Raw genomic sequence first — 25,473 nt, forward strand, 5'->3', positions numbered from 1 at the left:
AGGTAAAGCCAGACAAGGCCGTTACTGGATCAAAAGAGTGTAAACGGAGGGAGAGAGGAGGTGGCCCTATTCAGCTACATCAGATGGCCCCCACCTTACTGATGCAGCCTTTCAGGCCATAACGAAAAAGCGAACAGACTGTTGCCGTTTAATTCCGCTTTTTCCGAATATTAGCAAGACCACACACGATATCAAGCCTTTTACCGGTTTTTTTCCAACAGCTGCTCGACTGTTGACCGAATACGCTCGAAGGGAATCGGCTTGGGCAGAACTTCAATACCTGACACCACATCGTCGATGCGAGATTGCACCCAGGTCACATCCAGAGCGGTAACAACCAGCAAGCGGAGCTGGCTCAGCACTCCCTGTCGCTGCATCGCTTCTATGATGCTGAAGCCGTCAATATTGGGCAGGTTCAGGTCAAGTATCAGCAGGTCAGGCTCAAACTGCCCTAGTTCAAGCAGGCCCTGATAGCCGTCCATTGATTGACGCAGCTCTACCGGCAACTGCCAGCTTTCAAAACTGCGTGCATAGAGCCGCTGCAGCGAGTGCTCATCCTCGATAATCTGCACACGCACCGGGTCCGGCATCTCACCCTGCCCCTTCGATGTATTGGACGTCTCCGCTCTCACATCCTGTGCAAAGCGTCTGACTTCCTTGAGGCTGTACCGGCGATGCCCGCCTGGCGTTTTCCAGCTGGGCAAAATACCGGAGTCCGCCCACAGCTGTACGGTTCTCGGAGTCACCCCAAGCAGCTCTGCAGCTGTGCTACTGGTACAAATATCCTTTTCTGACACCGGAAATACTCTCAAATCAGACCAACAACTCGGTAATGGTAATCTTTTGCAACAGATTTGCCAAAGATGCCAAGCCACCAGAGGTGACAGATAAATCAGAAATATTTACTATTACGTTATATTGTAACATTCAGGATGCCAGCCATGACCCTCTCCGATTTGCCCGACGTAGCGCAAGAAAACAACCCAGCCCTTTACCCACCTCTCAATAAGGTCGGCATGAGCGGTATCGACCTGCCATGCCGGCTATTACACTCTGATTTGTCCGTCACCCCGGTCATTGCCAAGGCCAATATCCACGTCGATATCGCCACACCCGGCCACCGTGGCATCCACATGTCTCGGCTATACAAGGCACTGCAGCACGCACTGGCCGAACCGATCTCGACCCACTCCATACAGGCGTGCCTGAACGCATGTATTGAAGCGCATCAGGGCATCAGCCAGCACGCCTGTCTGGAATTACGATTTGCCTTACCCCTGGCGCGAGACGCCCTGATATCCCGTCATCAGGGGTATAAATCCTACCCTGTGCTTTTGCGGGCCGAGATGGGGCCTGAAGGCTACTCACTGGAACTGGAAGTCGAGGTTCCTTACTCCTCCACCTGCCCCTGCTCTGCCGCCCTGTCTCGCAAGCTGCTCAGTCAGGCTTTTCTGGACGCCTGGAAGGACACTCCCTCGCGCTCTATCGACGAGATGGCCGAATGGCTGGACACACATGGCAGCCTGGCCACCCCGCACAGTCAGCGCAGCACAGCTCGACTGCGGGTCAAACTGCAGCATCAGAACCTGCTTGTTCTGCCAGTGCTGAACCTGATTGATCAGGCCGAGTCCAGCTTGAAAACGGCCGTTCAAACCGCCGTCAAGCGCGAAGATGAGCAGGCGTTTGCGGCACTTAACGGGCAAAACCTGATGTTTTGTGAAGATGCGGCACGCCGTCTGAGTAACACCTTGAGACAAAATGCCAGTTGGCAGGATTACTGGATCAGCGTCGAACATCACGAAAGCCTGCACGCGCATGACGCCTCGGCGGTGTGCGTTAAAGGCGTTCCGAACGGCTATACGCCCCAGCTTCATCGCTGAATAGCGCCGACGCTGTATAATGCCGGCTTGTCATGAGGTAACGAAATGCAGCGTCTCGATATTCTTCTTGTAGAGCGCGGGCTGGTGGACAGCCGCAGCCGCGCACAACGCCTGATCAAGCAAGGGCGTGTCAGCGCTCGCCTGAGCGGCTGGCAGGTACAGACCAAACCGGGGCTGAAACTGCCAGCGGACACACCGCTAGAAGTTCAACCCGCTCCGGAAGACCAGTACGTTTCCCGCGGTGCGCTGAAGCTGCGTCATATTCTGGAGGCCCTCACCATCAACCCGCAGGGACTCAACGCGATCGATGTGGGCCAGTCCACCGGAGGCTTCACGGACTGCCTGCTGCAGGCCGGCATCGCGCAAGTGCTTGGCATTGAGGTCGGCCATGATCAGCTGCACCCGCGCCTGAGAGACGATGAACGTGTCACCTGCCTTGAAGGCTATAACGCGCGCGCGCTGTCACCCGACCTGTGCCGTTACGCCCGTGATGCGTCCGGCTTTGACCTGGCCGTTATGGATGTATCCTTTATCTCCCAGACCCTCATCATCCCTTCTCTGTCACAACTGATCAGACCAGGGGGCTGGCTGCTGACGCTGGTTAAACCTCAATTTGAGGTCGGCCCCGCTCATATCAGCAAGGGCGGCCTGGTCAAGGATGAAAGACTCTACCGAAGCGTCCGAGACAGCGTGGAACAGTGCTGCATCGACCAGGGCCTGACACCCCTGTATTGGGACGAAAGCCCCATTCGTGGCGGCGATGGCAACCGTGAATTTCTGCTGGGAGCACGGCGGGCAGAATAAGCCTCTGAGCTTGCGCGCCAACTCAGCCTGCCGCACACTGAAGCATCAGTCTGACCCTGTTTAGAGGAACGAGCATGCGTATCGAAGAGATGCACCTGATAACACGCAACCTGGAGCATGATGACTACCCCAGGCTGCAGGTGTTGATGGATCAGGTTTATGACGATATTGGCGGTGCCTGGCCGGAGCATACGATCAGCAAGCTGATCAATGAATTCCCGGAAGGCCAGATCTGTGTGTTCGATGGCGAAGAACTGGCTGGCATCGCACTCACGGTGCAGGTGCGGTACGACCGCTTCAGTAACCCTCACTCGTACGATGATCTGATCGGCAAGCGCATGACCATCCTGAACGACCCTGAGGGGGATGCCCTCTATGGTCTGGATGTGCTGATCCACCCGGATTATCGCGGTTTTCGTCTCGGGCGTCGTCTATACGAAGCGCGCAAGGAGCTGTGCCGCCAGTACAATCTGAAAGCCATTCTGGCCGGCGGTCGCATACCGAACTACTACAAGCATGCCAACGAGATGACGGCCAGTGAATACATCGGCAAGGTTCGTCAGCGCGAAATCTACGACCCGATTCTCACCTTTCAGCTGTCCAACAACTTCCAGGTGAAGCGACTGCTCGGCAGTTACCTGCCCGAAGATACCAAGTCGCAGGGGTATGCCACTCTCCTCGAGTGGAACAACATCCTGTTCGAGCCGGAAGACACCGTTATCAGCAGCCGCCCGACCCGAGTCCGCATTGGCGCCATCCAGTGGCAGATGCGTCGCGTAGAATCCGTTGAAGAGCTGCTGCAGCAGGTCGAATACTTCATCGACACCCTGTCCGATTACCAGAGCGACTTTGCCCTCTTCCCGGAGTTTTTCAACACGCCCCTGATGGGCCTGACCGATCAGACCAGCCAGATGGAGGCCATCCGTTTCCTGGCCGGGTTTACCGAACGTTTCCGTAATGAAATGTCACACATGGCGGTCAGCTACAACATCAACGTCATCACCGGCTCCATGCCTCTGCTGGAAGGTGATCACCTGTATAACGTCAGCTACCTCTGCCGGCGTGACGGCACTGTGGAAGAGCAGCGCAAGCTGCATATCACGCCTCATGAGCGTCAGGACTGGGTGATTCGGGGTGGAAACCAGCTGCAGGTGTTTGAAACCGATGCCGGACGGATCGGTATCCTGATCTGCTATGACGTGGAATTTCCTGAACTGGCTCGCCTGCTGTCGGATCAGGACATGGATATTCTGTTTGTGCCTTTCTGGACCGACACCAAGAACGGCTACCTGCGTGTTCGTCATTGCGCTCAGGCACGTGCCATCGAAAACGAGTGCTACACCGTAATCTGCGGCAGTGTGGGCAACCTGCCCTCTGTTGAAAGCCTGGATGTTCAGTACGCCCAGTCCGCCGTATTCTCGCCTTCTGACTTCGCCTTCCCGCATGATGCCGTGATGTCTGAAACCACCCCCAACACCGAGATGATCATGTTTTCGGATCTGGACCTGGACCAGATCCGTGTAATCCGCAATGAAGGCTCAGTTACCAACCTCAAAGACCGCCGCAAGGACCTGTATCGCCTGAAGTGGCGTCACGAGGTGTAAACCAGAAAACCCGCCGGGCCTGACGGCCGGGCGGGTCAATCTGGAGGGTATGCCCCTTGGGGCTGAGCAGATCAGTCCGCCTGACGGCGGAGGAAAGCCGGAATATCGAGGAAATCCATATCATCGGTGCCGGTTTTCTTCATCGGCTGACTGTCAGCAGCAGAATCCGCAGCTTTATCAGCTACTGCACGTGCGGCAGGTGCCTCTTCATTCTGGCGATTACGCAGCACGGTAGGCAGCTCAAGCTGGCTATAATCCGAGGTCGGCGCAGTCTTTTTAACCGAAGTCGTCGCCGTTGCGGTGGTGGTGCTGCCGTTAACCACGCGTGATTCAGCCGACTGAGCACGCTCCAGACCGGTTGCCACAACGGTCACTTTAAGCTCGTCACTCAGCTCCGGATCGATAACGGTGCCGACCACTACAGTCGCATCCTCATGGGCGTAATCCTCTACCAGATCACCCACTTCAGAGAACTCGCCCAGGCTCAGATCCAGACCGGCCGTGATGTTGACCAGAACGCCGCTGGCGCCTTTCAGGTCGATATCTTCCAACAGCGGGCTGTTGATTGCCGCTTCAGCCGCTTCACGGGCACGGTTCTCACCGCGAGCCACCCCGGTCCCCATCATGGCCATGCCCATTTCAGACATGACCGTGCGAACGTCGGCGAAGTCCACGTTGATCATACCCGGACGGATGATCAGATCGGCAATGCCCTGGACCGCACCCTTGAGTACATCATTGGCCGTCCCGAAAGCGCTGACCAGCGTGCAGTTCTTGCCCAGCACCGGCAGCAGTTTTTCGTTCGGTATGATAATCAGTGAGTCCACGTTTTCCTGCAGCTCACGGATACCCTCTTCCGCCACTTTCTTGCGACGACGGCCTTCAAAAGGGAAGGGCTTGGTCACCACAGCCACAGTGAGGATGCCCATTTCCCGAGCCACCTCAGCCACGATTGGAGCCGCACCGGTACCGGTCCCCCCCCCCATGCCGGCGGTGATGAACACCATATCCGCGCCCGACAATGCACTGGCGATTCGCTCGCGATCCTCGACCGCCGCCTGGCGCCCGATTTCAGGGTTGGCACCGGCACCCAGTCCCTTGGTCAGCTCACCGCCGATATGCAGTGCGGTTTTCGCCGACATGTTATTCAGTGCCTGAGCATCGGTATTGGCGCAGATGAATTCGACGCCTTCCAGCTCGGTGGTCACCATATGGTTGACGGCATTACCACCGCCGCCGCCAACGCCGACAACCTTGATTACAGCGCTCTGGGGTACGCTATCGACCAGTTCAAACATTTTTAACACCCTCCAGTCGGCTCCGTTCTTGCGTCGAAGTCCACGTATTAATCAGAAATTCCCCTGCAGCCAGTCCTTGAACCGGACAAACAGGCCACCAGAACCGGCTTGCTCATGGCCGGTATCGATGAAATCTTCCAGCTCGGTGATCGGTTTCACCGGGCCCAAATCCAGTTTTGCGTAGTGCAGCAGCCCAATGGCCGTGGCATAGATCGGGTTACTCAGCTGTTCTTCCATGCCCCGTATACCCTGAGGTCTGGCCAGCCGTACCGGCATGTGGAATATCTCTTCCGCCAGTTCAACGGCGCCTTCCATCTTGGCAGTGCCACCGGTCAGGACGATGCCCGCAGCAACCAGGTCTTCAAACCCGCTGCGACGCAGTTCGGACTGCACCAGCGTGAAGAGCTCGTCATAACGCGGCTCAACCACTTCAGCCAGGGCCTGACGCGACAGATCCCGCGGGGGACGGTCACCCACACTGGGCACCTTGATGGTTTCATCTGCCGAAGCCAGCTGCGCCAGTGCACAGGCGTATTTAACCTTGATCTTTTCAGCGTGCTGGGTTGGTGTTCGCAGCGCCATGGCCAGGTCGCTCGTGACCTGATCCCCCGCCACCGGAATCACGGCCGTATGGCGAATGGAGCCACCGGTAAAGACCGCAATATCCGTGGTACCGCCGCCGATATCGACGATGCAGACACCGAGGTCTTTCTCGTCATCCGTTAATACCGAATAGCTGGACGCCAACTGCTCAAGCACGACGGCATCGACATCAAGGCCGCAGCGACGCACGCATTTTTCAATATTCTGGATCGCGTTCGAGGCTCCGGTCACCAGGTGCACCTTGGCTTCCAGGCGCACACCCGACATGCCCAGCGGCTCCTTGATGCCTTCCTGGTTATCAATCAGGTATTCCTGCGGCAGGATGTGCAGTATTTGCTGGTCAGCCGGAATTGCAACGGCACGTGCAGCGTCAATCACCCGCTCCAGGTCATGATCCGTCACTTCACGGTCTTTCACGGCCACAATGCCGTGGGAGTTCAGGCTGCTGATGTGGCTACCGGCAATCCCGACCGTTACGCCGCCGATTTTGCAGCCGGCCATCAGTTCGGCTTCTTCGATCGCACGCTGAATGGAATTGACGGTGGCTTCAATATTGACCACCACACCGCGCTTCAAGCCTGAGGAAGGCTGGGTGCCGACACCAACAATTTCGATCGTCCCTTCAGGGGTCACTTCACCGACCAGACACACCACCTTTGAGGTGCCAATATCCAGGGCCACGATCATATTGTTTGTTGTCATCATATACCTGTTGCCCGTACCGGGTATCCAACGAGATCCGTTGGCGATATTTAACGCAAGAAGTGGGCCAACTTTTTCAGGATTTCTCCACAGCCCGTATACCCGTTAAGTATCGCCGCATAGTGTTCAAAAAATCAACAACATTGTGAGCTCTGTTATCGGCAACCTTTTGCCGTTATTTAGCTTTTTTCTTTATTTTTCAGTGAGATATTTTTTGCCGGGCTGAAAAAAATTGCCGCTTTTTTAAATAGAGTTTTTTCGTCTAAAGCCAGAGCGCGTCAACACAAAGTGTTGAATATTTGATGATTAATCAAATCTTTATTTTGACGAAACGCTATTAAATCAAAATTGGATATTGATTTTAGAAGCATCTAGTTTGGAATTTTTCATGAGCGGCCGACTCAACGAGCCGGCCGCACGGGAAGGTTACTGCTGGTCCAGCAGGTGATCGGGGGTAAAGGCAACGCAGAAGCTGCCCCAACGGCGACCTTTCACAAACAGCGGAATGGACAGGGAGTTGAGAATTTCACCCGTGTCACGAATAAAGGTCTGTAACAGGAAAGGTGCATCATGATTGGCACGGCGCAGCTCGGCCCGTGTGCCATCGTACATGCGGCGGTGACGACTGAGGGCGTTATCGGTTTCAAAATTACCCGTCATCGGCTGCGACACCTTGGTGATATGTGCCGGGCAGTAACTGTTCAAGTCAAACCCGGAGGCAATCATGAAGGCCGGGTTCTCCTCCACGCACTGGTCGTATATCGGCTGGATCCGGCGCGTAAAGACTTCGACATAACCGGTGTCGAACTTGGCCGGCTCCTGACCTTCGTTCGTGCGCTTGTAGCGGGTATCAAACAGGTCGACACCTTCAGCCGCCATCTTCTCCATTTCCTGCTCAACACGCTTGGCCCATTTCTGGGTTGCCTTGAGCATATTTTCAAAACCACCGTAACCGATGGTGAAGCGAGACAGCAGGGCCTGCATCTCTTCAGTGGCAGCATCAAGCGTCCGTGAATGGTTGCCGGACTCTTCCATTTCGGCACGAATATCATCCGCCAGCCGCGTAATATCGGAGACCTGCTCATGGCTGTGCTTGTTGGTGTACGACAGCTCCTCAATGGCGGCGCTGATCTCGCCCAACTGCGCACTGAGCGCTTCAAAGTCATTCACCATCTGGCCGAAGCGATCACTGGTCTGGCCCAGGAAGCGATCTGTTTCCGACACACCTTCCAGAATCACGCCAGCACCACTGCGGGTACTGTCGACCAGAGACACCATGTCGTTCACTTTCTGGTCTATCTCGACGGTAGCCGCATTCACCTTCTGTGACAGGGTGCGTACTTCATCTGCCACCACCGCAAAGCCACGACCGGCCTCGCCCGCTCGAGCGGCCTCAATCGAGGCATTCAGCGCCAGCAGGTTGGTCTGCTCGGAGAAGCCCTGCACCAGCGAAAGGATATCGATGATACTGGCCGAGTTTTTCGCCAGCTGTTCAACCACCTGCTGAAACGACTGAACCTGCGACTCTATGCGATTGACCTGTTCACTCACCCGCGCCAGCTCAGTACTGGCATCTCGCACTTCATCCATGTTGTGACTGTTGCGCTCGGAAATGGCCAGCGTGTTGGCAGCGATGCCGTCTATCGCTTCGGTCGATTCCCGGCTGGCCTGGAAGACAGCCTGAGCCTTGTCTACCTGTTCGCTGGCCGACTGCTGGGCGGCCCATACCACCTGCTGCAGCTGAGCGGCACTGAGCGACACCCGCACACTGCGCTGGCGCGTATCGGCGATCATCTGTTTCAGCGTGGCCGAGAAGTCGTTGTAACTGTTGGCCATGGATGCGATTTCGTCATGCGTCTGGGCCGGCAGCGTGGCGGAGATATCGCCATCCTTGTTTTTAACAGCCCCCAGCACTTCGGTCATGCTGGCGATGGGGCGCAGAAAGAGGTGACGCATGAACATCAAGGCAAAAACCGCACCGCCCAGAGTGAGTACCAGCATCACGCCCGCCAGCGTCAGCGTTATATCAGTCAGCTCACTCAAGCGTGTGCCAGCCTCGGTCACGCCGGGCAGAAGTTGGTTAAGCTCCAGTAGAGAACGGTAAATCCAGATACTGACGCCCACCATGATCAGGCTGGGCAAAATCAGAAACAGAACGTTGCCAAGAATCTTGCGTGTCAGGGTATTGAAGAAAGTTCTTTCAATTGTGCGGTAGAGACTCATCGGACTTACTCTTATTGTTATGGCTCATCATGCTCCAGGACATGAATACACCAAAGAGTAATGCCGATTACGGCTCCAAACAATAAGGAATGATACGCAATTTAGCTATATTTGTATCAACATGTAACACGTTGTATCGGCCCCGCCGTCGCTGCCGGGGCCTTGTCTGCCGCGTTACCAGGCGTAGTAGAGCGCACCAGCCGATACAACCACCAGCGGCACAGTAACAATCAGTGTTTTAAGATCCCCCAGCAAACGCTGGAACAGCACCAGATGAATCAGCGGGAAGGTCAGCAGCAAGCAGCTCAGCGGAATCCACCAATCCAGCACACGAAACCCGTACGCCATGGCACCCACCAGCGTCAGCGCACCCAGGTTACCGGCCATGATCACGGCGACCTGCCCATTCCGACTCTGCATACAGGCCGGGCGCTGATCCTCCGGCAACTTATTCAGGGCGCCTGCGCTCAGGGCCGCCGCCATGGAAACCACTCCCGTGGCCAGAAACAGATACAGGGCTTCGTACATGTTGTCCTCCTTCAATTGCCGCCGATTGTAAAAGATAAGCTGCCGTTTCGGTATGCCGATGTTCAGTTTCTGCAAAACGGCCCCAAGCCTGTTAACCTTGCGTGCACGTATTTCGGCTGGTTTCAGGGCGCTGACACGACACATGAATCTGTTTACACGCATTCGCATCGAGCTGTACCGCCACCTCAAGGAGTTGAGCTGGCAGGGGTTGCTGCTGTTTCTGGGCGCCTATCTGGCAGTGAGTTGGCTGCTGCTCTGGTCGGCGGGGGAGTCCGACCTGATTGGCCAGGACTTTTTCTACTGGATGGTGGTGACGGCCTCGACCGTCGGGTATGGCGACCTGTCTCCGTCCACGCAAACGGGACGCTGGCTGACCACCCTGTTTATCATACCGGTCGGACTGAGTCTGTTCGCGGTTACCGTTGGCCGTGTGGCCGCATTCAGCGCACAGCAATGGAGGAAAGGCATCATGGGGCTGAAACAACTGCAATTGAACGAGCACATTCTGGTGATCGGCTGGAACGGCAAGCGTACGCCCCAGTTGCTGAAACTCTTGATGCTGGAGGCGTCTCAGCACCGCGGACGTGACCTCTGTCTCTGTGTAACCGATGAGATTGAGAACCCCATGCCCGGGCAGATCAGTTTTGTCAGGGCCTCCGCCTACAACGATGACCAGGAAATGGATCGGGCCTGCATCGCCAACGCCTCCAGCATCGTGATCGACACTCCCCAGGATGATCAGACTCTGACCTGCGCACTCTATGCCTGGCAGCGCAACCCGAATGCACAAATCATCGCCTACTTCAGAGACGAAAGCATTGGCGAGCTGCTCAAGCACCACTGCCCGTCCGTGGAATGCACCCCGTCCGTCTCCGTCGAGATGATGGCCAAGGCAACCATGGACCCGGGCTCCACCCGACTGCACCAGCAACTTCTGAATGCGGACGACGGCATGACGCAGTATTCGGTCACCTACCCGGAGTCAGAGCCGGTCATGACGATCGAGCAGCTCTATACCCCACTGAAGCAGCTTTACAAGGCAACGCTTCTGGGGGTTCACCACAGCGGCGCTGACTACCCTCAACTGAACCCGGACCTGACCACCAAACTGCACCCGGGCACGCGCATCTACTACATGGCAGAACGTCGCATTCAGGACATTGACTGGGCACGCTTACGCCAGCACCCGGCCGAATCAGTGGTAGAATAATCCTTTTGGCTGTACCGAGAACCACCATGCCCGAATTTCTTGTCGACGAAGCGATTGAAGATTACGCCTTTATCAACACCGGCTCCGAGCCACCGCTGCTGCAGGAACTGATCGACCAAACCAATCTGAACATGGGCTGGCCGCAGAAACTGTCAGGACGTCTGGTGGGCCGGACCCTGAAAATGCTGGCGGCTTTGGCCCAACCCAGGCACGCCCTTGAGATCGGCATGTTTACCGGCTATTCGGCACTGTCCATCGCCGAGGGAATGCCGGAGGATGGTCGCCTGATCTGCTGTGAGACCAACCCCCGCGCCATCGAATTTGCCAAGGGCTTTTTTGATCGCAGCGAGCACGGACACAAGATTGAAGTGATCTTTGGACGTGCGCTGGATACGATCGAAACACTCGATATTGAACTGGACTTCACCTTTATTGACGCCGACAAGCGTAATTACCTGAACTACTATGAGCGCGTAAAGGAGATGACGCGGCCAGGCGGCCTGATCGTGCTGGATAACGTGCTCTGGTCCGGCAAAATCCTCCAGCCCGAGTCGGAAATTGACGATATTCTGGTGGAAACCAATCACCGCATTGCCAACGACCCGGACGTGGAAAACGTTTTCCTGACCGTTCGTGATGGTCTAAACGTGGTCCGCAAACTCCCCTGACGTTCAATGGAGGCCGCATGCGCAAAGGGTTAACGCTGCTGTATGTCCTGCTCGCGCTGCTGCCTCTGCTGACCTGGTTCAGCCTGCCCTGGACCGGTCAGCACCTGTTGCGTGAATGGCTTGAGCAACAGGGCTTCAACGCCCCATCACTGGATCTGAACCGCCCCTCCTGGGAACGCTTCCATATCGACCACCTGAAAGTGTTCCGTGAGCAGGACGGGCAAAGGGTTACCCTTGAAGCACATAATATCCAGCTCCGCTTTGAGCCGCTTGAACTGTTGAAGGGACAGCTTAAAGAGCTTCGAGTCGAGCGCGCCGAGATGAGCGTTCAAGGCAACGCCCCTGCTACACCCGACTCATCGGTTGACCTGTCCCTGATCAGGCCCGATCAGTGGTTTGCGTTTGCGCCGTCGGAACGGCTGGTGATTGCCCGCCTGCGCCTGAACATATTGCAGCAGGATCGGCTGGTCTGGCAGGCCGAGGGCAATCTGGACCTGGAGCCGGATTACCTGCAAAGCCGGCTGGCGCTGACCCACGAAAATGAACCGCTGGGATATCTGGATCTCGGGCTGTCTCCATCGCTGGAGGCAAGGCTCGGATTCAGCCAGGGCGCCGAACCTTTATACTCAGGCAGTTTCAAGCTGACCCCTTCTGCTGAAGGCTGGATGGTTGATGCCGATCAGCAGCTAACCCTGAGTCCTGCCCTGTTTTCATGGCTCGACATTGTGGGGGTGAGCCTGCCGCCCGAAGCTTCAGCCCTGGAGGGACAGGTCGCACTCAGCGCTCAGCTCACACTGCCACTTATACTGCCCCTTCAACCGGAGCAACTGCTGGCACAAACCCATGCTCGCTTCGACCTGGATGCGCGACTACAGGCGTCCCAAACCACTCAATTTGCGCGCGCTTCTGTCAACCTTGAGGCCGCAGGCGAACTGCAGGAGCAGCAACTGAATCTTGCACGCATAGAGGGGCAGATCGAGACAGACCAGCCACTGCAACAGCCTGTGAGGATGGCTACACAGGTAAACGCCAGCGCCCGGGTGGACCTTGCCCGGCAACGGCTGGCCCTCGGAGGCACGCTGGAGGACCCACTGCTGCCTGCCCGGCTCACATTTGACGGCCAGGTGCAACTGCACGATCAGGCAGGAAAGGTGCTGTTCGAGCTGCCGACCTTTGCCGTCAAACCTCTGCTTACAACCCATGCAGCCTTGCTGCCCACCTCTTTAAAGCCACTGAAAATAGCCCGAGGACAGGCCAGTCTGACAGGCTCTCTGAGCTTCTCACCGAACCAGTGGCAACTGAAACTGAACCCGGCGCTACAGAGCCTGGACCTGAACTGGGACCGCACCACCCAGATCAGCGCCCTCAATCTGAGCGCATCGCTGTCGTTTGATCACCGCCAGCGCTTGTCCGGCAGCGGTCGACTGGAGGTGGATCATCTGGACTCAGGGCTGAGAATATATGGGCCTGAACTGGACTTCTCTCTCAAGGGCCAACTCCCCAGTGCCATCCGGCTGGCCACCTCCCCCTTCAGCCTCTCTGTTCTGGATGGCGTTGTGGCCGTGCCGGCACTGGCGTTCGACCCTTTTTCGCCGAACATCAACACCCGCCTCGCTGTCGCTGCACTGGACCTGCAGGATATTCTGGCGCTCTATCCTCAGGAGGGCCTCTACGGCAGTGGCATGCTGGGTGGCGAACTGCCTGTGATCGTTCAGGATGGCCAGATCAGCATTCACGACGGGCAGCTTCTGAGCTCCGCCGAGGGCGGGGTTATTCGCTACCAGCCCACGCCTGAAGTGGCCCTGATGGGCCAACAAAACCCCGGCATCAAACTGGCGCTTGATGCACTGACCGACCTGCGCTTTGATCTGCTGGACCTTACCCTGGATTACGCCCCGGACGGCGAAGCTCTGTTCAAGGCCCGACTGCGCGGACACAACCCGGGCTGGCAGCAGGGCCGCCCCATCGACCTGAACCTGAACATAGAAGAAAACCTGCTCGACCTCTGGCGAACGCTGCAGCTCACCGAAGGCATCACGGATACCATTGACCGCCGATTCCAGCGCTGAACATGGCGTTCGTGAAATATTCAGGTATTCTGATGTCCAATGGATATGGATAATCAACGCAGAAGGTGCACCATGCCTCGCTCACTACTGCCTCTTACACTGGCGGCGACCCTGCTGGCAGCCGGCTGTACGCCGACCGTCCAGGTCGCGGCTCCCTCAGAGCCGATCACCATCAACCTGAACGTCAAGATCAAGCATGAGATTCTGGTCAAGGTCGACCGGGAGATTGATGACATGCTTGATGAAAACAGTGAACTCTTCTGAGGAGCCCACCATGCGACTGCGCCAAACACTTACCACGACACTGCTGGCTTTGCTGATCAGCCTGCCGGCACATGCAATCTCACTGGATGATGCCAAGCAGCAGGGGCTGGTCGGTGAACGTGCCAGCGGTTACTTGGGGATCGTCACGCCTTCCCCCAGTGCCGAGATCAAACAGTTGGTCAATGAAATCAACGCCAAGCGCAAGGCACTGTACCAGCGCAAGGCTGAAAAGGCGGGTGTTGCCACAGACATCATGGAACTGCGCACCGGCCAGCGCCTGCAGGAGCGCGCACCGTCCGGCGAGTACATCCAGGACCAGAACGGCCAGTGGATTCGCAAGTAATGCGCCCCTGGCTCACGACCGCATTGCTCACGGGCTGTGCGCTGGTGCCATTTCAGGTTCAGGCGGAGCAGAACTGGACTGCCAACCTCTATTTCGAGAATGACCTGTTCAGCGAAACCGACCAGCAGTACACCAACGGCATTCGTGTATCCTGGGTCTCGCCCGAGATCGAAAGCTTTCTGGACGACCCGGACCTGCCACACTGGATGCGCTCGGCCAACCGCTGGCTGACCCCGCTGGATCCGGAGCCGGTCTCTCTGGGAAATGATGTCAGTCGGCGTCTTATTTTCTCGCTGGGGCAGCAGATTTACACACCCGAAGACCGTGACCGCCGTACACTGGACCCTGATGATCGTCCCTATGCCGGCTGGCTGTACGCCGGCTTCGGCTACCACACCCAAACCCGGCGCCGCATGAACTCCTTTGAGGTCAACCTCGGCATGGTAGGCCCTGCCGCGCTGGGGGAAGAGGCACAGGATTTCATCCATGAACTGCGCGGGTTTGAAACCTTTAAAGGCTGGGATAATCAGCTGAAAAACGAACCCGGCATCCAGCTTATTTACGAGCACAAATATCGCTGGCTGCGGCACACTATACAGCCTGGCTGGGAGCAGGAGGTGCTGCTTCACGCCGGTGGCAGCCTGGGCAATGTCGCCACCTATCTCAATGGCGGCTTTGAGTATCGTGTTGGCTATCGACTGCCGCATGATTTTGGCACCTCAGCCCTTCGCCCCGGCGGCGACAACAGCGTTCCCGGCCGTGGAGACCCTCGCCTCAAGCACCAGTGGGGGATCCATGCTTTCGTATCACTGGATGCCCGTTACGTTGCCCAGGACATCTTTCTCGACGGTAACACCTGGCGTGACAGCCACAGTGTTGATCGCACGCCATGGGTAGGCGATTCGGCCTATGGCATCGCCGCCACCTATGGCCGCTGGAAGCTGTCATATGCCCGTGTATACCGAACGCGCCAGTTCGAGCAGCAGCCCGACAACCACAATTACGGATCCCTGGCCGTTTCCTACACTTTTTAAGTGTATTCGCTTACGTACAGAAGGGCTCTTTGTTATATTGAATGCCTGTTTCAAGTCCTTCAAAGCCGTAAACATGACCGATAACTCACCCCTGAACATCCTGCTGGTCGATGACAGCCGCATTGCTCGCATGACAATGAAGCATATGCTCCAGTCACTCGACATGGAGCTGGTCCTGCTTGAAGCAGGCTCGGCTGACGAAGCGGAATCTGTTCTGGAAAACGCATCCGCATCCATTGCGCTGATCGACTTCAACATGCCCGGGCGCAACGGAATCGAGTTGGCAGAAGCACTCAAGGAACGCTCCCCGGACATGCGAATGGCACTGGTCACCGCCAATATTCAGGATGCACTGGCGCAACGTGCCCGTGAACTGGGCCTGGCGTTTCTTCCCAAACCCACCTCGGCCGAACAGCTAGAGGGCTTTATCCGACAGGGTGAATGAATGGATCTCTTCAGTGCGGATGAACACGACCTGATCGTAGAGCTGATGAACCTGGGCGTTGGGCGTGCAGCTCATGCCCTGTCTCAGCTGGTCAATGACGAAGTACTGCTGTCAGTCCCACGGCTTGAATTCATCTCCGTGCCGGAAGCGCAGGAAGCCTTTCGCAAGGATCTGCCCCCCTTCCTCGCGGGCGTACTGCAGGATTTTGAAGGCTTTATTAATGGCCGAGCGGCACTTCTGTTTCCGGAAGCCCGAAGCCTTGAGCTCGTGAACGCCATGATTGGTGAAGAGCTGTCGGCCGATGAAATTACCGAGCTGGAACAGGAGACGCTGGCAGAACTGGGCAACATTCTGTTGAACCACTGTCTGGCAACTCTGGCCAACCAGCTCAAGCAACAGGTTCAGACCGACATTCCCCGTGCGTTCAGCAGCAGCGTCAGCGAGCTGCCCGGTAACCTGAGCCTGTATGACAACAATGATGACAACACGCTCGTCATGCTGGTGCAGATCGACTTCAGCCTCCGCAACAGCGCTCTGCGTGGCTATCTGGCCTTTGTGATCGACCTGCAGTCGGCCGACAGTTTCTTGCATGCACTGAGGGAATACCTTGCCGAGCTCCTCTGAAACAGCCAGTGACTGCCTGGCCAGTATTCTGGATCATATCGACTGCACGGAACTTCTGCACAGTCTGGACGGTGGCGTTCTGCTGTTGAACCGTCGCTGCCAAATCGTTTTCTGTAACCGCTGGATAAGCCAACACATCGGGCTGGGTGACGACGAGCTGATTGGCAAAACCCTGGCCCAGCTTTACCCGGGCCAGATTGCACCGGCATTGCAGGAAGCAATCGAGAACGCCTGCCTGTATCGCATGGGACGCATTTTGTCCTACCAGCTGCACAAGCGCCTGCTGCCTCTGAGACAGCGAACGCCCTCAGGCGAGCTGCGCCCCCTGCACCAGTCCATTCTGATCAGGCCCCTGAGCGAGAGCGACCTGACCCTGATTCAGGTGCATGACATCACCAATGCGGTCAAGCGAGAGCAGCATCTGCGTGCAAGTGAGCGCGTGCTGAGGCTGGAGCGAAAGGTGCTGGAGCTGATTGCGACCGGTGACAGCATGGACGATGTGCTGACCGAGATCTGCACCACCATCGAAACACTCCTGCCATCCGTACACAGCGCCATCCTGCTGCTGGACGAGGACGGCAAATCGCTGTCGGTCAGATGTGCGCCCAGTCTGCCACCTGCGTTCATGAAACGGGAAAAAGGCCTGAGGGTTGGCCCCGGCGGGACCACCTGTACCCAGTCCATACAGCACCGCGCCCTGACCATCACCCCTGACATTGGCAGCGATGAGCTGTGGCGCCCCTTCGCTGAAGAAGCCAAGCGGATGAATATCGCAGCCTGCTGGGCGCAGCCAATTGTGGCGGCGTATGACGAAGTGCTGGGAGTTCTGGCCTGCTACCCTGAATGCCCGTCCTCCCCCTCGGATGCCGACAAGCTCCTGCTGCAACGCATGGCCAACCTGACCGCCATTACGCTGGAGCGCCACAAGCGTATTGAGCGCATTCGCTTTCTGGCCATGCACGACCCGCTCACCGGCTTGCCCAACCGCAGTCTGCTGAATGAGCTGCTGGGTCGTAACCTGAGACGCGCGCACCGTGAAGGGAACCGTTTTGCCCTCATGTTTATCGATCTGGACGGTTTCAAGGAGATCAACGACCACCACGGCCATGATGCCGGGGACGACCTGCTGTCCGTACTTTCAGGCCGCATGACGGATCAGCTGAGAGGGACCGATACCTGTGCGCGTATCGGGGGTGACGAGTTTGTGATAATGCTGGAAACCGTACACTCGCCGGAATCGGCACAACTGGTTGCCGAAAAGATACTGACCAAACTGAACTCACCGGTTCAGCGCGGACCGCTCTGCTTGCAGGTATCAGCTTCCATCGGCATTGCGCTCTACCCTGATCACGGCGTTTCAGCAGACGCTCTTCTGACACATGCAGATGATGCCATGTACAAGGCAAAAGCCGAGGGTAAAAACTGCTGGCAGCTTGCCAACCCTAATGGGCAATAAGCCCTGCTGTGATCAACAAGCGCCGGTGGCGCGCTTCAGGCTACAGGCAGGGCGCATGTTGACCGGCAGCTCTATCCATTGCTTCAAAGGCCGGATTACTCAGCCATCCGGCAATGCCCAGTCTCAGTTGTCAATTTGCTGCATGGATTTGGACAACTGATCCACTTTTTTACGTGTTTCCGCCACCAGCTGGCTGATCTGTTCCGCGGACTGGCTGGAGCGTTGTGCCAACTGGCGTACCTCATCGGCTACTACCGAAAAGCCTCGTCCGGCTTCACCTGCTCGAGCGGCCTCAATGGCGGCATTCAAGGCAAGCAGGTTGGTCTGATCGGCGATCTGACCAATGGTTTCCACTATACCGGCAATATTATCACTGGCCTCCTCCACCGACTGCATGGAATTGAGCGTCTGCCTTACTGCCTCATGACGATCCGATACATCAATGCCGAAAGCCACGATACGCGTGGTTTCCCCTTTGAAGTTTCTCAGTGCACAGAACATCAGATCCATTGACAATGGTTTCCGACCATCCACGTCTATTGAGGACCTGACAGAAACACGGCCTTCGCTGGAAAGTGCTTCATACTCCGCCGGTGTCATCTCCCCCCATACGGTCTCACCCGCTTTTTGAAGGGCGTGTGTACCCACTCGGGATTCAAACAGTGGATTGGCACGCTCAAAGTGACCATTCGGAGAAAACTCGAGCATCATTAACGTTTCGCTAATCGCACCCAGCCGTGTGGAAGCTTCAAGCGCATGCAGTTTGGTTTCCGTGATATCTGCCTGAACGGAGATGAATTTTTCAAGCCTCCCTGCCTGATCCATTACGGGAGAAATCGAGAGGGATATCCAATAAGGCTCGCCCGACTTGTTATAGTTCAAGATCTCGTCATAGAACGGTTCTTGCCGCGCCAGGTGATCGCGAATTCGAGTAATGGTTTCCTGACTGGTTGCCTCTCCCTGCAGGAACTCACCGGGCTTGCGTCCCTTAATCTCATCAAGCGCATACCCGGTCATGCGCTCAAAGCCATTGTTCACATATTCGATGCGTCCTGAAGCCCCTGTAATCACGACCGAGTTTTCGGTTTCGTCTGCAACCAGGCTGAGCATTTTCATTTCATCGCGCCTGACCACTTCCGCAGTGATGTCACGCAGGAAGGCTGTGTACGTAATGTGTTCACCAACCTTCACTTTTGAAAGAGACAAAAGCCCCCAGCGCAATGAACCATCCTGGCGCTCAATCTGCACCTCTCGAGAGGTGCCTACAATACGATCCTGTCCCGTGTCACGGTTATGCTGAACATACTGGTCATGCCTGGCCTGGTGCACTGCCGGCACCAGCATGCTGACATTCCGGCCGATCACCTCATCACGGCCATACCCCCACAACGTCTCGGCCGCAGCATTGAAAAACGTGACATGGTTGTGCTCATCAATTGAAACAACAGCATCCAGCGCCTGCTCCAGTGTCTGATACATCGTTTCTCGCGCTTCTCGTTCAGCACTGATATCACGTACGAAGGCACTGTAATATTGCTTGCGACCACGCTTGATCCCGGAAAGAGACAGGGATACCCAGACACGGCTGCCATCCTTGCGCTCTATCTCAACCTCACGAAAAGATCCTACAATCCGGTTTTCGCCCGTCTCGCGATGACGGTCGACATAGCGGTCATGAGAACCACGGTGCTCCGGTGGCACCAGCATCGCTACGTTCTTGCCAATCACTTCCCGTCGAGAGTAGCCCCACAACCGCTCTGCTGCATCGTTATACTCAATCACTCTGTTTTCGTGATCAATCATCACGAATGCTTCAAGCGCCTGTTCAAGCGTTTTTTGTGCAGCCTTGCCGGCAAAGTCAAACATAATGCGGAGGCCCCCCAGCAAAATCGATTCAGTTGCACCCAGCAGCATACAGCGTTGCGAAATGCACACAATAGTTTAATCAGAACTCTGTTAGCCCGTACTAATGTAATCGGATCACTTGACTAAAAAAGGGCCCGAAGGCCCTTGCGTTGAACCACACGGGGAAATGTGTTCAGAACCGCGCAGTCAAACGTAACCAAGCTGTTCGACCCGGCTCATTCACCTGCGCCGTATTGCCCAGCGCATCCTCTCGATTGAGATGATAGGCGTAGGCCTTGTCGAACAGGTTATTGATGCCAGCACCCACTGACACCGAAGGGTTAAAATCGTAACCGGCATTCAGGTTGACCACTCCGTAACCCGGTGTTTTACGCACATCCAGACCATCACAGTCTGCCGCCAGGCAGACGTCACCTTGCTGTGCCGCCACCTCCCACTCAACACCGGCGCGCAACGCATCGCGACGGTAATCAAGCGCCAGCGTGGCCGTCAGCGGGGGGATTTGAGACAGGTCTGTATTATCATCCAGATTGCGTCCCTTGACCCAGGAGACACCGTTACGCAACTGCAATGTCGGTGTCAGCTGCCACGCCAGATCAAAGTCGATTCCCATTAACGCCGCATCGATATTTTCATAGCTGGTGCCGGTTTCATTTAATCCGGCCGTGCGATTGATGTAATCATCGACACGGTTGTAATAGCCTGCCAGCGACCAGCTCAGATCAGCCTGCTCAGACAGCAGTACCAACTCAAGCTGGTGATGTTTCTCAGGATCCAACGCTGGATTCCCTGACCAGCCGCCACTGCCACTGATGTATCGTTCCGTTGCATCTGCAGTACGCACACTTCGGGAGATGGTTGACTCCATACGGTACTGACCATTTAATCGCTGCGTCCAGGTCACAAACCCGCTGAGGTTATTTTCATCAATGGTTTCATTATCAGCCAGACGTTTGGTATCCACCTGCACGTAATCGTATCGCATGCCAGCCGTAATCAGATTCCCCTGACCCGTCCACCGCTTCACTTCACCGAAAAGGCCGGTCTGACGGATGTTCACATCAGGCCAGAGCACACCCACTTCGGTTGTTGACCCATCCATATTTACTCTGAGACGTGAACCGTCACGTGTGTTGTCCTGGTGGTCGACACCCCACTGAATCTGGTGCCCACCCAGCCAACTTTCAATCAGAATCCGTCCCCCCAGGGTATCTGAGCTGGTCGGTGCAGCCATCTGCATCGGCATGCCCATCATGACTGGCGCTGCTCGCAGGCTGTAGTTATCCATCAGGTGATTGATGTCCGAGCGATACAGCTCTGCCCGCACTCGCTGAAACAGGGGGTGGTCAGAAGCGTGATCCAGCTTCAGCCGCAGCGTTTCGGCATCGCTGTAGGGCGAGTCCATACCGGCACCGGGAAAGAGAACATCTTCCTCGTTGACCTGCTCATAACTGGCCTCCAGCCAGGTGGTGTCAGCGACTTTCGCGCCAACCATCAAGGCATTGCTCTTCGTTTCGTAGGAGGTACGAACGTCGTCGCCATTACCATCATCATAGTTGTCGGCATCGGCGCTTTCGGTTACAAAACGCAGGTAACCGCTATCGCTTCCAGCCGCCAGATCTGCCGAAAGGTTCGTGGTTTCACTATTACTGGAATAGGCCGCTGAGACCTGCCCCCGATAGGGCTTATCTGCATCCAAACCCGGACGCTCTCGCTCAAACAGTACCGTTCCCCCCGTACCTCCCGGACCGTAAATCACACTGCGGTTGCCCTTGATGACCGTCACGCGGTCATAGCTTTCTGCAGCGGTATAGGTCGTGGGTGGGTCCATACGGTTGGGACAACCGCCATAGAGGTAGGCGCCATCGAGCACAATGTTCAGCTGATTCTGCTTCTGGCCACGGATAACCGGATCAATACCACGCCCCCCCATTCGCGAGCCTGAAACACCATTAACGGCGCGCAGCAGGTCGCCACCATCACTGCTGGGTGATGCCTGCAGCAACTCCGTGTCCGCCGTTACTTCAACGGAAGACACCGGCAGCGGCTTGCTGACTTCCAAGACCTCTTCTGCCATCACCTGTCCAGCAATAGCGCTCATAATGGCAAGTGCCAGGCTTGAGTATTTGGGTTGCATATCAACGGTCCCTGAATGGTTTCAAATGGCAGCCATTCTAAAAACCAGTGGATATTGCGGGAATGTGACACGATGTCGCAGGGAGGGGACCAAGGGATACTCCAACCGCTCGGCCGTCCCTGTTAAGATAGCGCCGATTTCGTGAACCATTCAGGATTGCCACACCATGAACGATCAGAGCCTGTCACCGCTGCACACGCTGGAGCAGCAGGATGCCTTCATCGGACGCCATATCGGTCCTTCCGCTGACGAAACCGCTGCCATGCTGGAAACACTGGGCGTTGAAAGCCTCGACGCTCTGATCAGCGAGACCGTGCCGGAGGCTATTCGCGTGGAGCAGCCTATTCCGCTGCCGGGCCCGAAAACGGAACAGCAGGCGCTGGCCGAGCTCAAGGAAATTGCCTCACAGAACCAGATCAAGCGCTCGCTGATCGGTATGGGCTATGCCGATACACTGGTGCCCAATGTAATTCTGCGCAACGTGCTGGAAAACCCGGGCTGGTATACCGCTTATACGCCCTACCAGCCGGAGGTATCCCAGGGCCGTCTCGAAGCGATCCTGAACTTCCAGCAGGCGGTGCTGGATCTGACCGGTCTGGACCTGGCCAACGCATCTCTGCTGGATGAAGCCACGGCTGCGGCGGAAGCGATGACACTGTGCAAGCGCATGAGCAAGGCCAAGCGGGCCAATGCGTTTCTGGTCGATGCCGAAGTGCACCCGCAAACCATCAGCGTAATCCAGACCCGTGCCGAACCGCTGGGCTATGACGTGATCGTGGGTGACGTTGAATCACTGATTGATGAACATGACGCCTTTGGCGTTGTGGTTCAGTACCCCGGCACAACCGGTGCGGTACGCAACTTCGAGCCTCTGATCGAGAAGGCCCATGCGAAAAAGGCGCTGGTGTGTGCCGCAGCCGACCTGCTCAGCCTGGTACTGCTGAAATCACCGGGTGAAATGGGGGCCGACGTGGTATTCGGTTCCGCCCAGCGTTTTGGCGTCCCCATGGGCTACGGCGGTCCTCACGCCGCATTTTTTGCTACCCGTGACGCCTACAAACGCTCCGTACCGGGCCGTATTATCGGCGTGTCTGTGGATACCCGCGGCAACCCGGCCCTGCGCATGGCGATGCAGACCCGTGAACAGCATATCCGCCGTGAAAAGGCGACCTCCAACATCTGCACCGCGCAGGTACTGCTGGCCAACATGGCGGCCTTCTATGCCATCTATCACGGTCCTGAAGGGCTGAAAACCATCGCCAGCCGCGTCCATCGCCTGACGGATCTGCTGGCGGCCGGCCTGAAGCTGAAAGGTCTGGAACTGGCCCACGACACCTGGTTCGATACCCTGACCCTGAACGCCGGCAATGATCGCGATCGCCTCTACCAGAGTGCCCAGTCAGCAGGCTTCAACCTGCGCAAGCTGGGGAATACTCAGCTGGGCATCACGCTGGATGAGCGCAGTGACCGGGCTGAAGTCGAAGCCCTGTGGACTGCACTGCTGGGTGCTGATCATGGCCTGGCTATCGAACAGCTGGATGCCGAGCTGATCGCTCGCGCAGCGAGCTCCCACAATAGCGAAGCAGACTCGACTCTCTATGTGTGCAACAGCATCCCGACCGAACTGAAGCGCACTTCGGCTTTCCTCACTCACCCGGTCTTCAACCAGTACCACAGTGAAACCGAGATGCTGCGCTACCTGAAGCGTCTGGAAAACAAGGACCTGTCGCTGGCGCACAGCATGATCGCACTGGGTTCCTGCACCATGAAACTCAACGCCACTGCCGAGATGATCCCGGTCACCTGGCCCGAGTTCGGTGCCCTGCACCCCTTTGCCCCCGTCGATCAGGCCCTAGGCTACAAAACCATGATCGACTCGCTGGAAACCATGCTCAAGGCGATCACGGGCTTTGATGCGATCTGCATGCAGCCCAACTCGGGTGCGCAGGGCGAGTACGCGGGCCTGCTGGCCATCCGCAGCTACCACCAGTCACGAGGTGAAGCGCACCGCAATATCTGCCTGATTCCAACCTCGGCACACGGCACCAACCCCGCCTCCGCTGCACTGGCAGGCATGAAAGTCGTACTGGTGGGCTGTGACGATCAGGGCAACGTGGATATTGATGACCTGCGCAGCAAGGCCGAAACACATGCGGACGAGCTGTCTTGCCTGATGATCACTTACCCCTCCACACATGGTGTATACGAGGAAGGCATTCGTGAGATCTGTGACATCGTGCACCAGCAGGGTGGACAGGTGTACATGGATGGCGCCAACCTGAACGCTCAGGTGGCGGTGACACGCCCGGCGGATATTGGGGCTGACGTTTCGCACATGAACCTGCACAAAACCTTCTGCATTCCGCACGGCGGGGGTGGCCCCGGCATGGGCCCGATTGGCGTCAAGGCCCACCTGGCCCCCTTCGTAGCCAACCACCCAGTGGTCAACATTGAAGGCCCCGATGTCGGCAATGGGGCCGTATCGGCCGCGCCCTGGGGCAGCGCCAGCATTTTGCCGATCAGCTGGGTGTATATCGCACTGATGGGCGGCGAAGGGCTGCGCAAGGCAACCGAGATGGCGATCCTGAACGCCAACTATCTGACCCAAAAGCTGAGCGAGCACTACCCGGTGCTTTACTCCGGCCGTAACGGTCGCGTGGCACACGAGTGCATCATCGACCTGCGCCCGCTGAAGGATGCCTCTGGCATCACTGAAGAGGACGTCGCCAAGCGCCTGATGGACTTTGGCTTCCACGCCCCGACCATGTCGTTCCCGGTACCGGGCACCCTGATGATCGAGCCGACCGAGTCCGAGTCCAAAGCCGAGCTGGATCGTTTCATTGAAGCGATGGTCAAGATTCGTGAGGAGATCGCCAGGGTCGAAACCGGCGAGCTGGATGCGGACAACAATCCGCTCAAGCACGCACCGCACACCCAGGCGGATCTGATTGATCCCGAATGGAACCGCCCCTACACCCGTGAACAGGCGGCGTTCCCGGCTGACTGGCTGAAGCAGTCCAAACTCTGGCCGACCACCAACCGGATCGACAACGTCTACGGTGATCGCAACCTGTTCTGCAGCTGCATCCCCGTCGAGGCATACGCCGAAGACTGAGCACCCAGGAGCCCGTCACTTGGCGGGTTTCTTTATTTAAGGGTGCTGGATGACGAAGCAGTCCTGCCCGTTTTGCTGCAAGGCTTCACATGCGGCTTCTGCATCCTTGCGCTGCTCAAAGTGGCCCATCCAGGCCTTGAAGTAGCCTGTCTCCGGAAAGGGTTTTACTCGGACCCTATGACTTGCCAGCATCTCAGGTCTGCGCGCTTCAAAACGCACTACAAAACGCTCGGCATCACCTGCGTCTCTCAACGATGCCAGCTGAACATAGTATCCCGCCACAAAAGCTGGCTCGGGGGCGTCAGACTCCGGGGATTGCTGCTCGGGCGGCTCAACTGGAGATGACACTGGCTCATCGAGAGCCTCTGCCTGCGCGGCTGCTACGCTGCGCTCAACCAACTCAGGCTCTGACTCCAGTTCAGCAGCCTGCTCGGCGGCTGGCTCTGACGGCTGTTCTGAGGGTTCCGGCTGTTCCGGCTGCTCCGGCTGCTCCGGCTGCTCCGGTTGCTCCGGCTGCTCCGGCTGCTCCGGTTGCTCCGGTTGCTCCGGTTGCTCCGGTTGCTCCGGTTGCTCCGGTTGCTCCGGTTGCTCCGGTTGCTC

21 protein-coding genes are annotated in these 25,473 nt (G+C 57.0%); 13 read left to right on the forward strand and 8 right to left on the reverse strand.

Going from position 1 to position 25,473, the window contains the following annotated elements:
* Window positions 1-200: 200 nt before the first annotated feature.
* Entirely contained in the window at window positions 201-746 is a 546-nt protein-coding gene (locus tag H9C73_RS12590; protein WP_407944013.1) for a response regulator, read from the reverse strand.
* Between the two features lie 195 nt (window positions 747-941).
* Between H9C73_RS12590 and folE2 the strand changes: the two genes are divergently transcribed.
* From folE2 to H9C73_RS12605, 3 genes are all read left to right on the forward strand, one after another.
* The gene (gene folE2 / locus H9C73_RS12595; protein WP_209288197.1) at window positions 942-1,880 is read left to right on the forward strand and encodes a GTP cyclohydrolase FolE2; all 939 of its coding nucleotides are present in this window, start codon (window positions 942-944) and stop codon (window positions 1,878-1,880) included.
* A 45-nt stretch (window positions 1,881-1,925) separates the two neighbouring features.
* Window positions 1,926-2,684: a TlyA family RNA methyltransferase gene (locus H9C73_RS12600; RefSeq protein ID WP_209288199.1), complete on the forward strand. Its 759-nt coding sequence runs from the start codon at window positions 1,926-1,928 to the stop codon at window positions 2,682-2,684.
* A gap of 74 nt (window positions 2,685-2,758) precedes the next feature.
* On the forward strand, window positions 2,759-4,288 hold the full coding sequence (locus H9C73_RS12605) for a carbon-nitrogen hydrolase family protein (protein ID WP_209288200.1): 1,530 nt from the start codon (window positions 2,759-2,761) through the stop codon (window positions 4,286-4,288).
* A gap of 71 nt (window positions 4,289-4,359) precedes the next feature.
* On the opposite strand, the gene ftsZ is transcribed toward H9C73_RS12605, so the two are convergent.
* The 4 genes from ftsZ to H9C73_RS12625 form a co-directional block, all read right to left on the reverse strand.
* Window positions 4,360-5,586, reverse strand: a complete 1,227-nt coding sequence (ftsZ, locus tag H9C73_RS12610) for a cell division protein FtsZ (RefSeq protein WP_209288202.1) — start codon at window positions 5,584-5,586, stop codon at window positions 4,360-4,362.
* A 51-nt stretch (window positions 5,587-5,637) separates the two neighbouring features.
* Window positions 5,638-6,894: a cell division protein FtsA gene (gene ftsA / locus H9C73_RS12615; protein WP_209288204.1), complete on the reverse strand. Its 1,257-nt coding sequence runs from the start codon at window positions 6,892-6,894 to the stop codon at window positions 5,638-5,640.
* 423 nt (window positions 6,895-7,317) lie between these two features.
* Window positions 7,318-9,114, reverse strand: coding sequence for a methyl-accepting chemotaxis protein (locus H9C73_RS12620; protein ID WP_209288206.1), 1,797 nt, complete (start codon window positions 9,112-9,114; stop codon window positions 7,318-7,320).
* A gap of 174 nt (window positions 9,115-9,288) precedes the next feature.
* Window positions 9,289-9,642 (reverse strand): hypothetical protein, encoded by a 354-nt coding sequence (locus H9C73_RS12625; protein ID WP_209288208.1) that lies wholly within the window; start codon window positions 9,640-9,642, stop codon window positions 9,289-9,291.
* Window positions 9,643-9,784: 142 nt separating this feature from the next.
* On the opposite strand from H9C73_RS12625, the gene H9C73_RS12630 reads away from it, so the two are divergent.
* The 9 genes from H9C73_RS12630 to H9C73_RS12670 all read left to right on the forward strand — a co-directional run bounded on the left by H9C73_RS12630 (window position 9,785) and on the right by H9C73_RS12670 (window position 17,755).
* A complete protein-coding gene (locus tag H9C73_RS12630) occupies window positions 9,785-10,852 on the forward strand; it encodes a potassium channel family protein (RefSeq protein ID WP_209288210.1) in 1,068 nt (355 codons plus the stop codon).
* Window positions 10,853-10,878: 26 nt separating this feature from the next.
* Window positions 10,879-11,520: an O-methyltransferase gene (locus tag H9C73_RS12635; RefSeq protein ID WP_209288212.1), complete on the forward strand. Its 642-nt coding sequence runs from the start codon at window positions 10,879-10,881 to the stop codon at window positions 11,518-11,520.
* 17 nt (window positions 11,521-11,537) lie between these two features.
* Window positions 11,538-13,589 (forward strand): intermembrane phospholipid transport protein YdbH family protein, encoded by a 2,052-nt coding sequence (locus H9C73_RS12640; RefSeq protein ID WP_209288214.1) that lies wholly within the window; start codon window positions 11,538-11,540, stop codon window positions 13,587-13,589.
* A 72-nt stretch (window positions 13,590-13,661) separates the two neighbouring features.
* On the forward strand, window positions 13,662-13,853 hold the full coding sequence (locus H9C73_RS12645) for a YnbE family lipoprotein (protein ID WP_209288217.1): 192 nt from the start codon (window positions 13,662-13,664) through the stop codon (window positions 13,851-13,853).
* A 10-nt stretch (window positions 13,854-13,863) separates the two neighbouring features.
* Window positions 13,864-14,196: a YdbL family protein gene (locus H9C73_RS12650; RefSeq protein WP_209288219.1), complete on the forward strand. Its 333-nt coding sequence runs from the start codon at window positions 13,864-13,866 to the stop codon at window positions 14,194-14,196.
* A complete protein-coding gene (locus H9C73_RS12655) occupies window positions 14,196-15,230 on the forward strand; it encodes a lipid A deacylase LpxR family protein (RefSeq protein ID WP_209288221.1) in 1,035 nt (344 codons plus the stop codon). The genes H9C73_RS12650 and H9C73_RS12655 overlap by 1 nt, the downstream gene beginning before the upstream one ends.
* 73 nt (window positions 15,231-15,303) lie before the next feature.
* A complete protein-coding gene (locus tag H9C73_RS12660; protein ID WP_209288223.1) occupies window positions 15,304-15,675 on the forward strand; it encodes a response regulator transcription factor in 372 nt (123 codons plus the stop codon).
* Window positions 15,676-16,299: a chemotaxis protein CheC gene (locus H9C73_RS12665; protein ID WP_209288225.1), complete on the forward strand. Its 624-nt coding sequence runs from the start codon at window positions 15,676-15,678 to the stop codon at window positions 16,297-16,299.
* Window positions 16,283-17,755, forward strand: a complete 1,473-nt coding sequence (locus tag H9C73_RS12670) for a diguanylate cyclase domain-containing protein (RefSeq protein WP_209288227.1) — start codon at window positions 16,283-16,285, stop codon at window positions 17,753-17,755. The genes H9C73_RS12665 and H9C73_RS12670 overlap by 17 nt, the downstream gene beginning before the upstream one ends.
* Before the next feature lie 123 nt (window positions 17,756-17,878).
* Here the strand turns inward: H9C73_RS12670 and H9C73_RS16380 are convergent, their stop codons facing one another.
* The gene (locus H9C73_RS16380; RefSeq protein WP_209288229.1) at window positions 17,879-19,621 is read right to left on the reverse strand and encodes a PAS domain S-box protein; all 1,743 of its coding nucleotides are present in this window, start codon (window positions 19,619-19,621) and stop codon (window positions 17,879-17,881) included.
* Window positions 19,622-19,793: 172 nt separating this feature from the next.
* Complete coding sequence (locus tag H9C73_RS12680; RefSeq protein WP_209288231.1) at window positions 19,794-21,758, reverse strand: TonB-dependent copper receptor; 1,965 nt, start codon at window positions 21,756-21,758, stop codon at window positions 19,794-19,796.
* A 166-nt stretch (window positions 21,759-21,924) separates the two neighbouring features.
* Between H9C73_RS12680 and gcvP the strand changes: the two genes are divergently transcribed.
* On the forward strand, window positions 21,925-24,873 hold the full coding sequence (gene gcvP, locus H9C73_RS12685; protein WP_209288233.1) for an aminomethyl-transferring glycine dehydrogenase: 2,949 nt from the start codon (window positions 21,925-21,927) through the stop codon (window positions 24,871-24,873).
* A 36-nt stretch (window positions 24,874-24,909) separates the two neighbouring features.
* Here the strand turns inward: gcvP and H9C73_RS16135 are convergent.
* A partial coding sequence (locus H9C73_RS16135) for an SPOR domain-containing protein (protein ID WP_236014265.1) occupies window positions 24,910-25,473 on the reverse strand: 564 nt, incomplete at its 5' end.

The organism is Marinobacterium alkalitolerans (assembly GCF_017776525.1).
GTDB classification, from domain to species: Bacteria; Pseudomonadota; Gammaproteobacteria; order Pseudomonadales; family Balneatricaceae; genus Marinobacterium; species Marinobacterium alkalitolerans.

Coding starts and splice junctions, on each gene's coding strand:
- H9C73_RS12635 (WP_209288212.1), top strand. CDS start 10,879: ATGCCCGAATTTCTTGTCGACGAAGCGATTGAAGATTACGCCTTTATC.
- ftsZ (WP_209288202.1), bottom strand. CDS start 5,586: ATGTTTGAACTGGTCGATAGCGTACCCCAGAGCGCTGTAATCAAGGTT.
- H9C73_RS12620 (WP_209288206.1), bottom strand. CDS start 9,114: ATGAGTCTCTACCGCACAATTGAAAGAACTTTCTTCAATACCCTGACA.
- H9C73_RS12605 (WP_209288200.1), top strand. CDS start 2,759: ATGCGTATCGAAGAGATGCACCTGATAACACGCAACCTGGAGCATGAT.
- gcvP (WP_209288233.1), top strand. CDS start 21,925: ATGAACGATCAGAGCCTGTCACCGCTGCACACGCTGGAGCAGCAGGAT.
- H9C73_RS12630 (WP_209288210.1), top strand. CDS start 9,785: ATGAATCTGTTTACACGCATTCGCATCGAGCTGTACCGCCACCTCAAG.
- H9C73_RS12640 (WP_209288214.1), top strand. CDS start 11,538: ATGCGCAAAGGGTTAACGCTGCTGTATGTCCTGCTCGCGCTGCTGCCT.
- H9C73_RS12645 (WP_209288217.1), top strand. CDS start 13,662: ATGCCTCGCTCACTACTGCCTCTTACACTGGCGGCGACCCTGCTGGCA.
- H9C73_RS12665 (WP_209288225.1), top strand. CDS start 15,676: ATGGATCTCTTCAGTGCGGATGAACACGACCTGATCGTAGAGCTGATG.
- H9C73_RS12680 (WP_209288231.1), bottom strand. CDS start 21,758: ATGCAACCCAAATACTCAAGCCTGGCACTTGCCATTATGAGCGCTATT.
- H9C73_RS12655 (WP_209288221.1), top strand. CDS start 14,196: ATGCGCCCCTGGCTCACGACCGCATTGCTCACGGGCTGTGCGCTGGTG.
- H9C73_RS16380 (WP_209288229.1), bottom strand. CDS start 19,621: ATGTTTGACTTTGCCGGCAAGGCTGCACAAAAAACGCTTGAACAGGCG.
- ftsA (WP_209288204.1), bottom strand. CDS start 6,894: ATGATGACAACAAACAATATGATCGTGGCCCTGGATATTGGCACCTCA.
- H9C73_RS12600 (WP_209288199.1), top strand. CDS start 1,926: ATGCAGCGTCTCGATATTCTTCTTGTAGAGCGCGGGCTGGTGGACAGC.
- H9C73_RS12650 (WP_209288219.1), top strand. CDS start 13,864: ATGCGACTGCGCCAAACACTTACCACGACACTGCTGGCTTTGCTGATC.
- H9C73_RS12625 (WP_209288208.1), bottom strand. CDS start 9,642: ATGTACGAAGCCCTGTATCTGTTTCTGGCCACGGGAGTGGTTTCCATG.
- H9C73_RS12660 (WP_209288223.1), top strand. CDS start 15,304: ATGACCGATAACTCACCCCTGAACATCCTGCTGGTCGATGACAGCCGC.
- folE2 (WP_209288197.1), top strand. CDS start 942: ATGACCCTCTCCGATTTGCCCGACGTAGCGCAAGAAAACAACCCAGCC.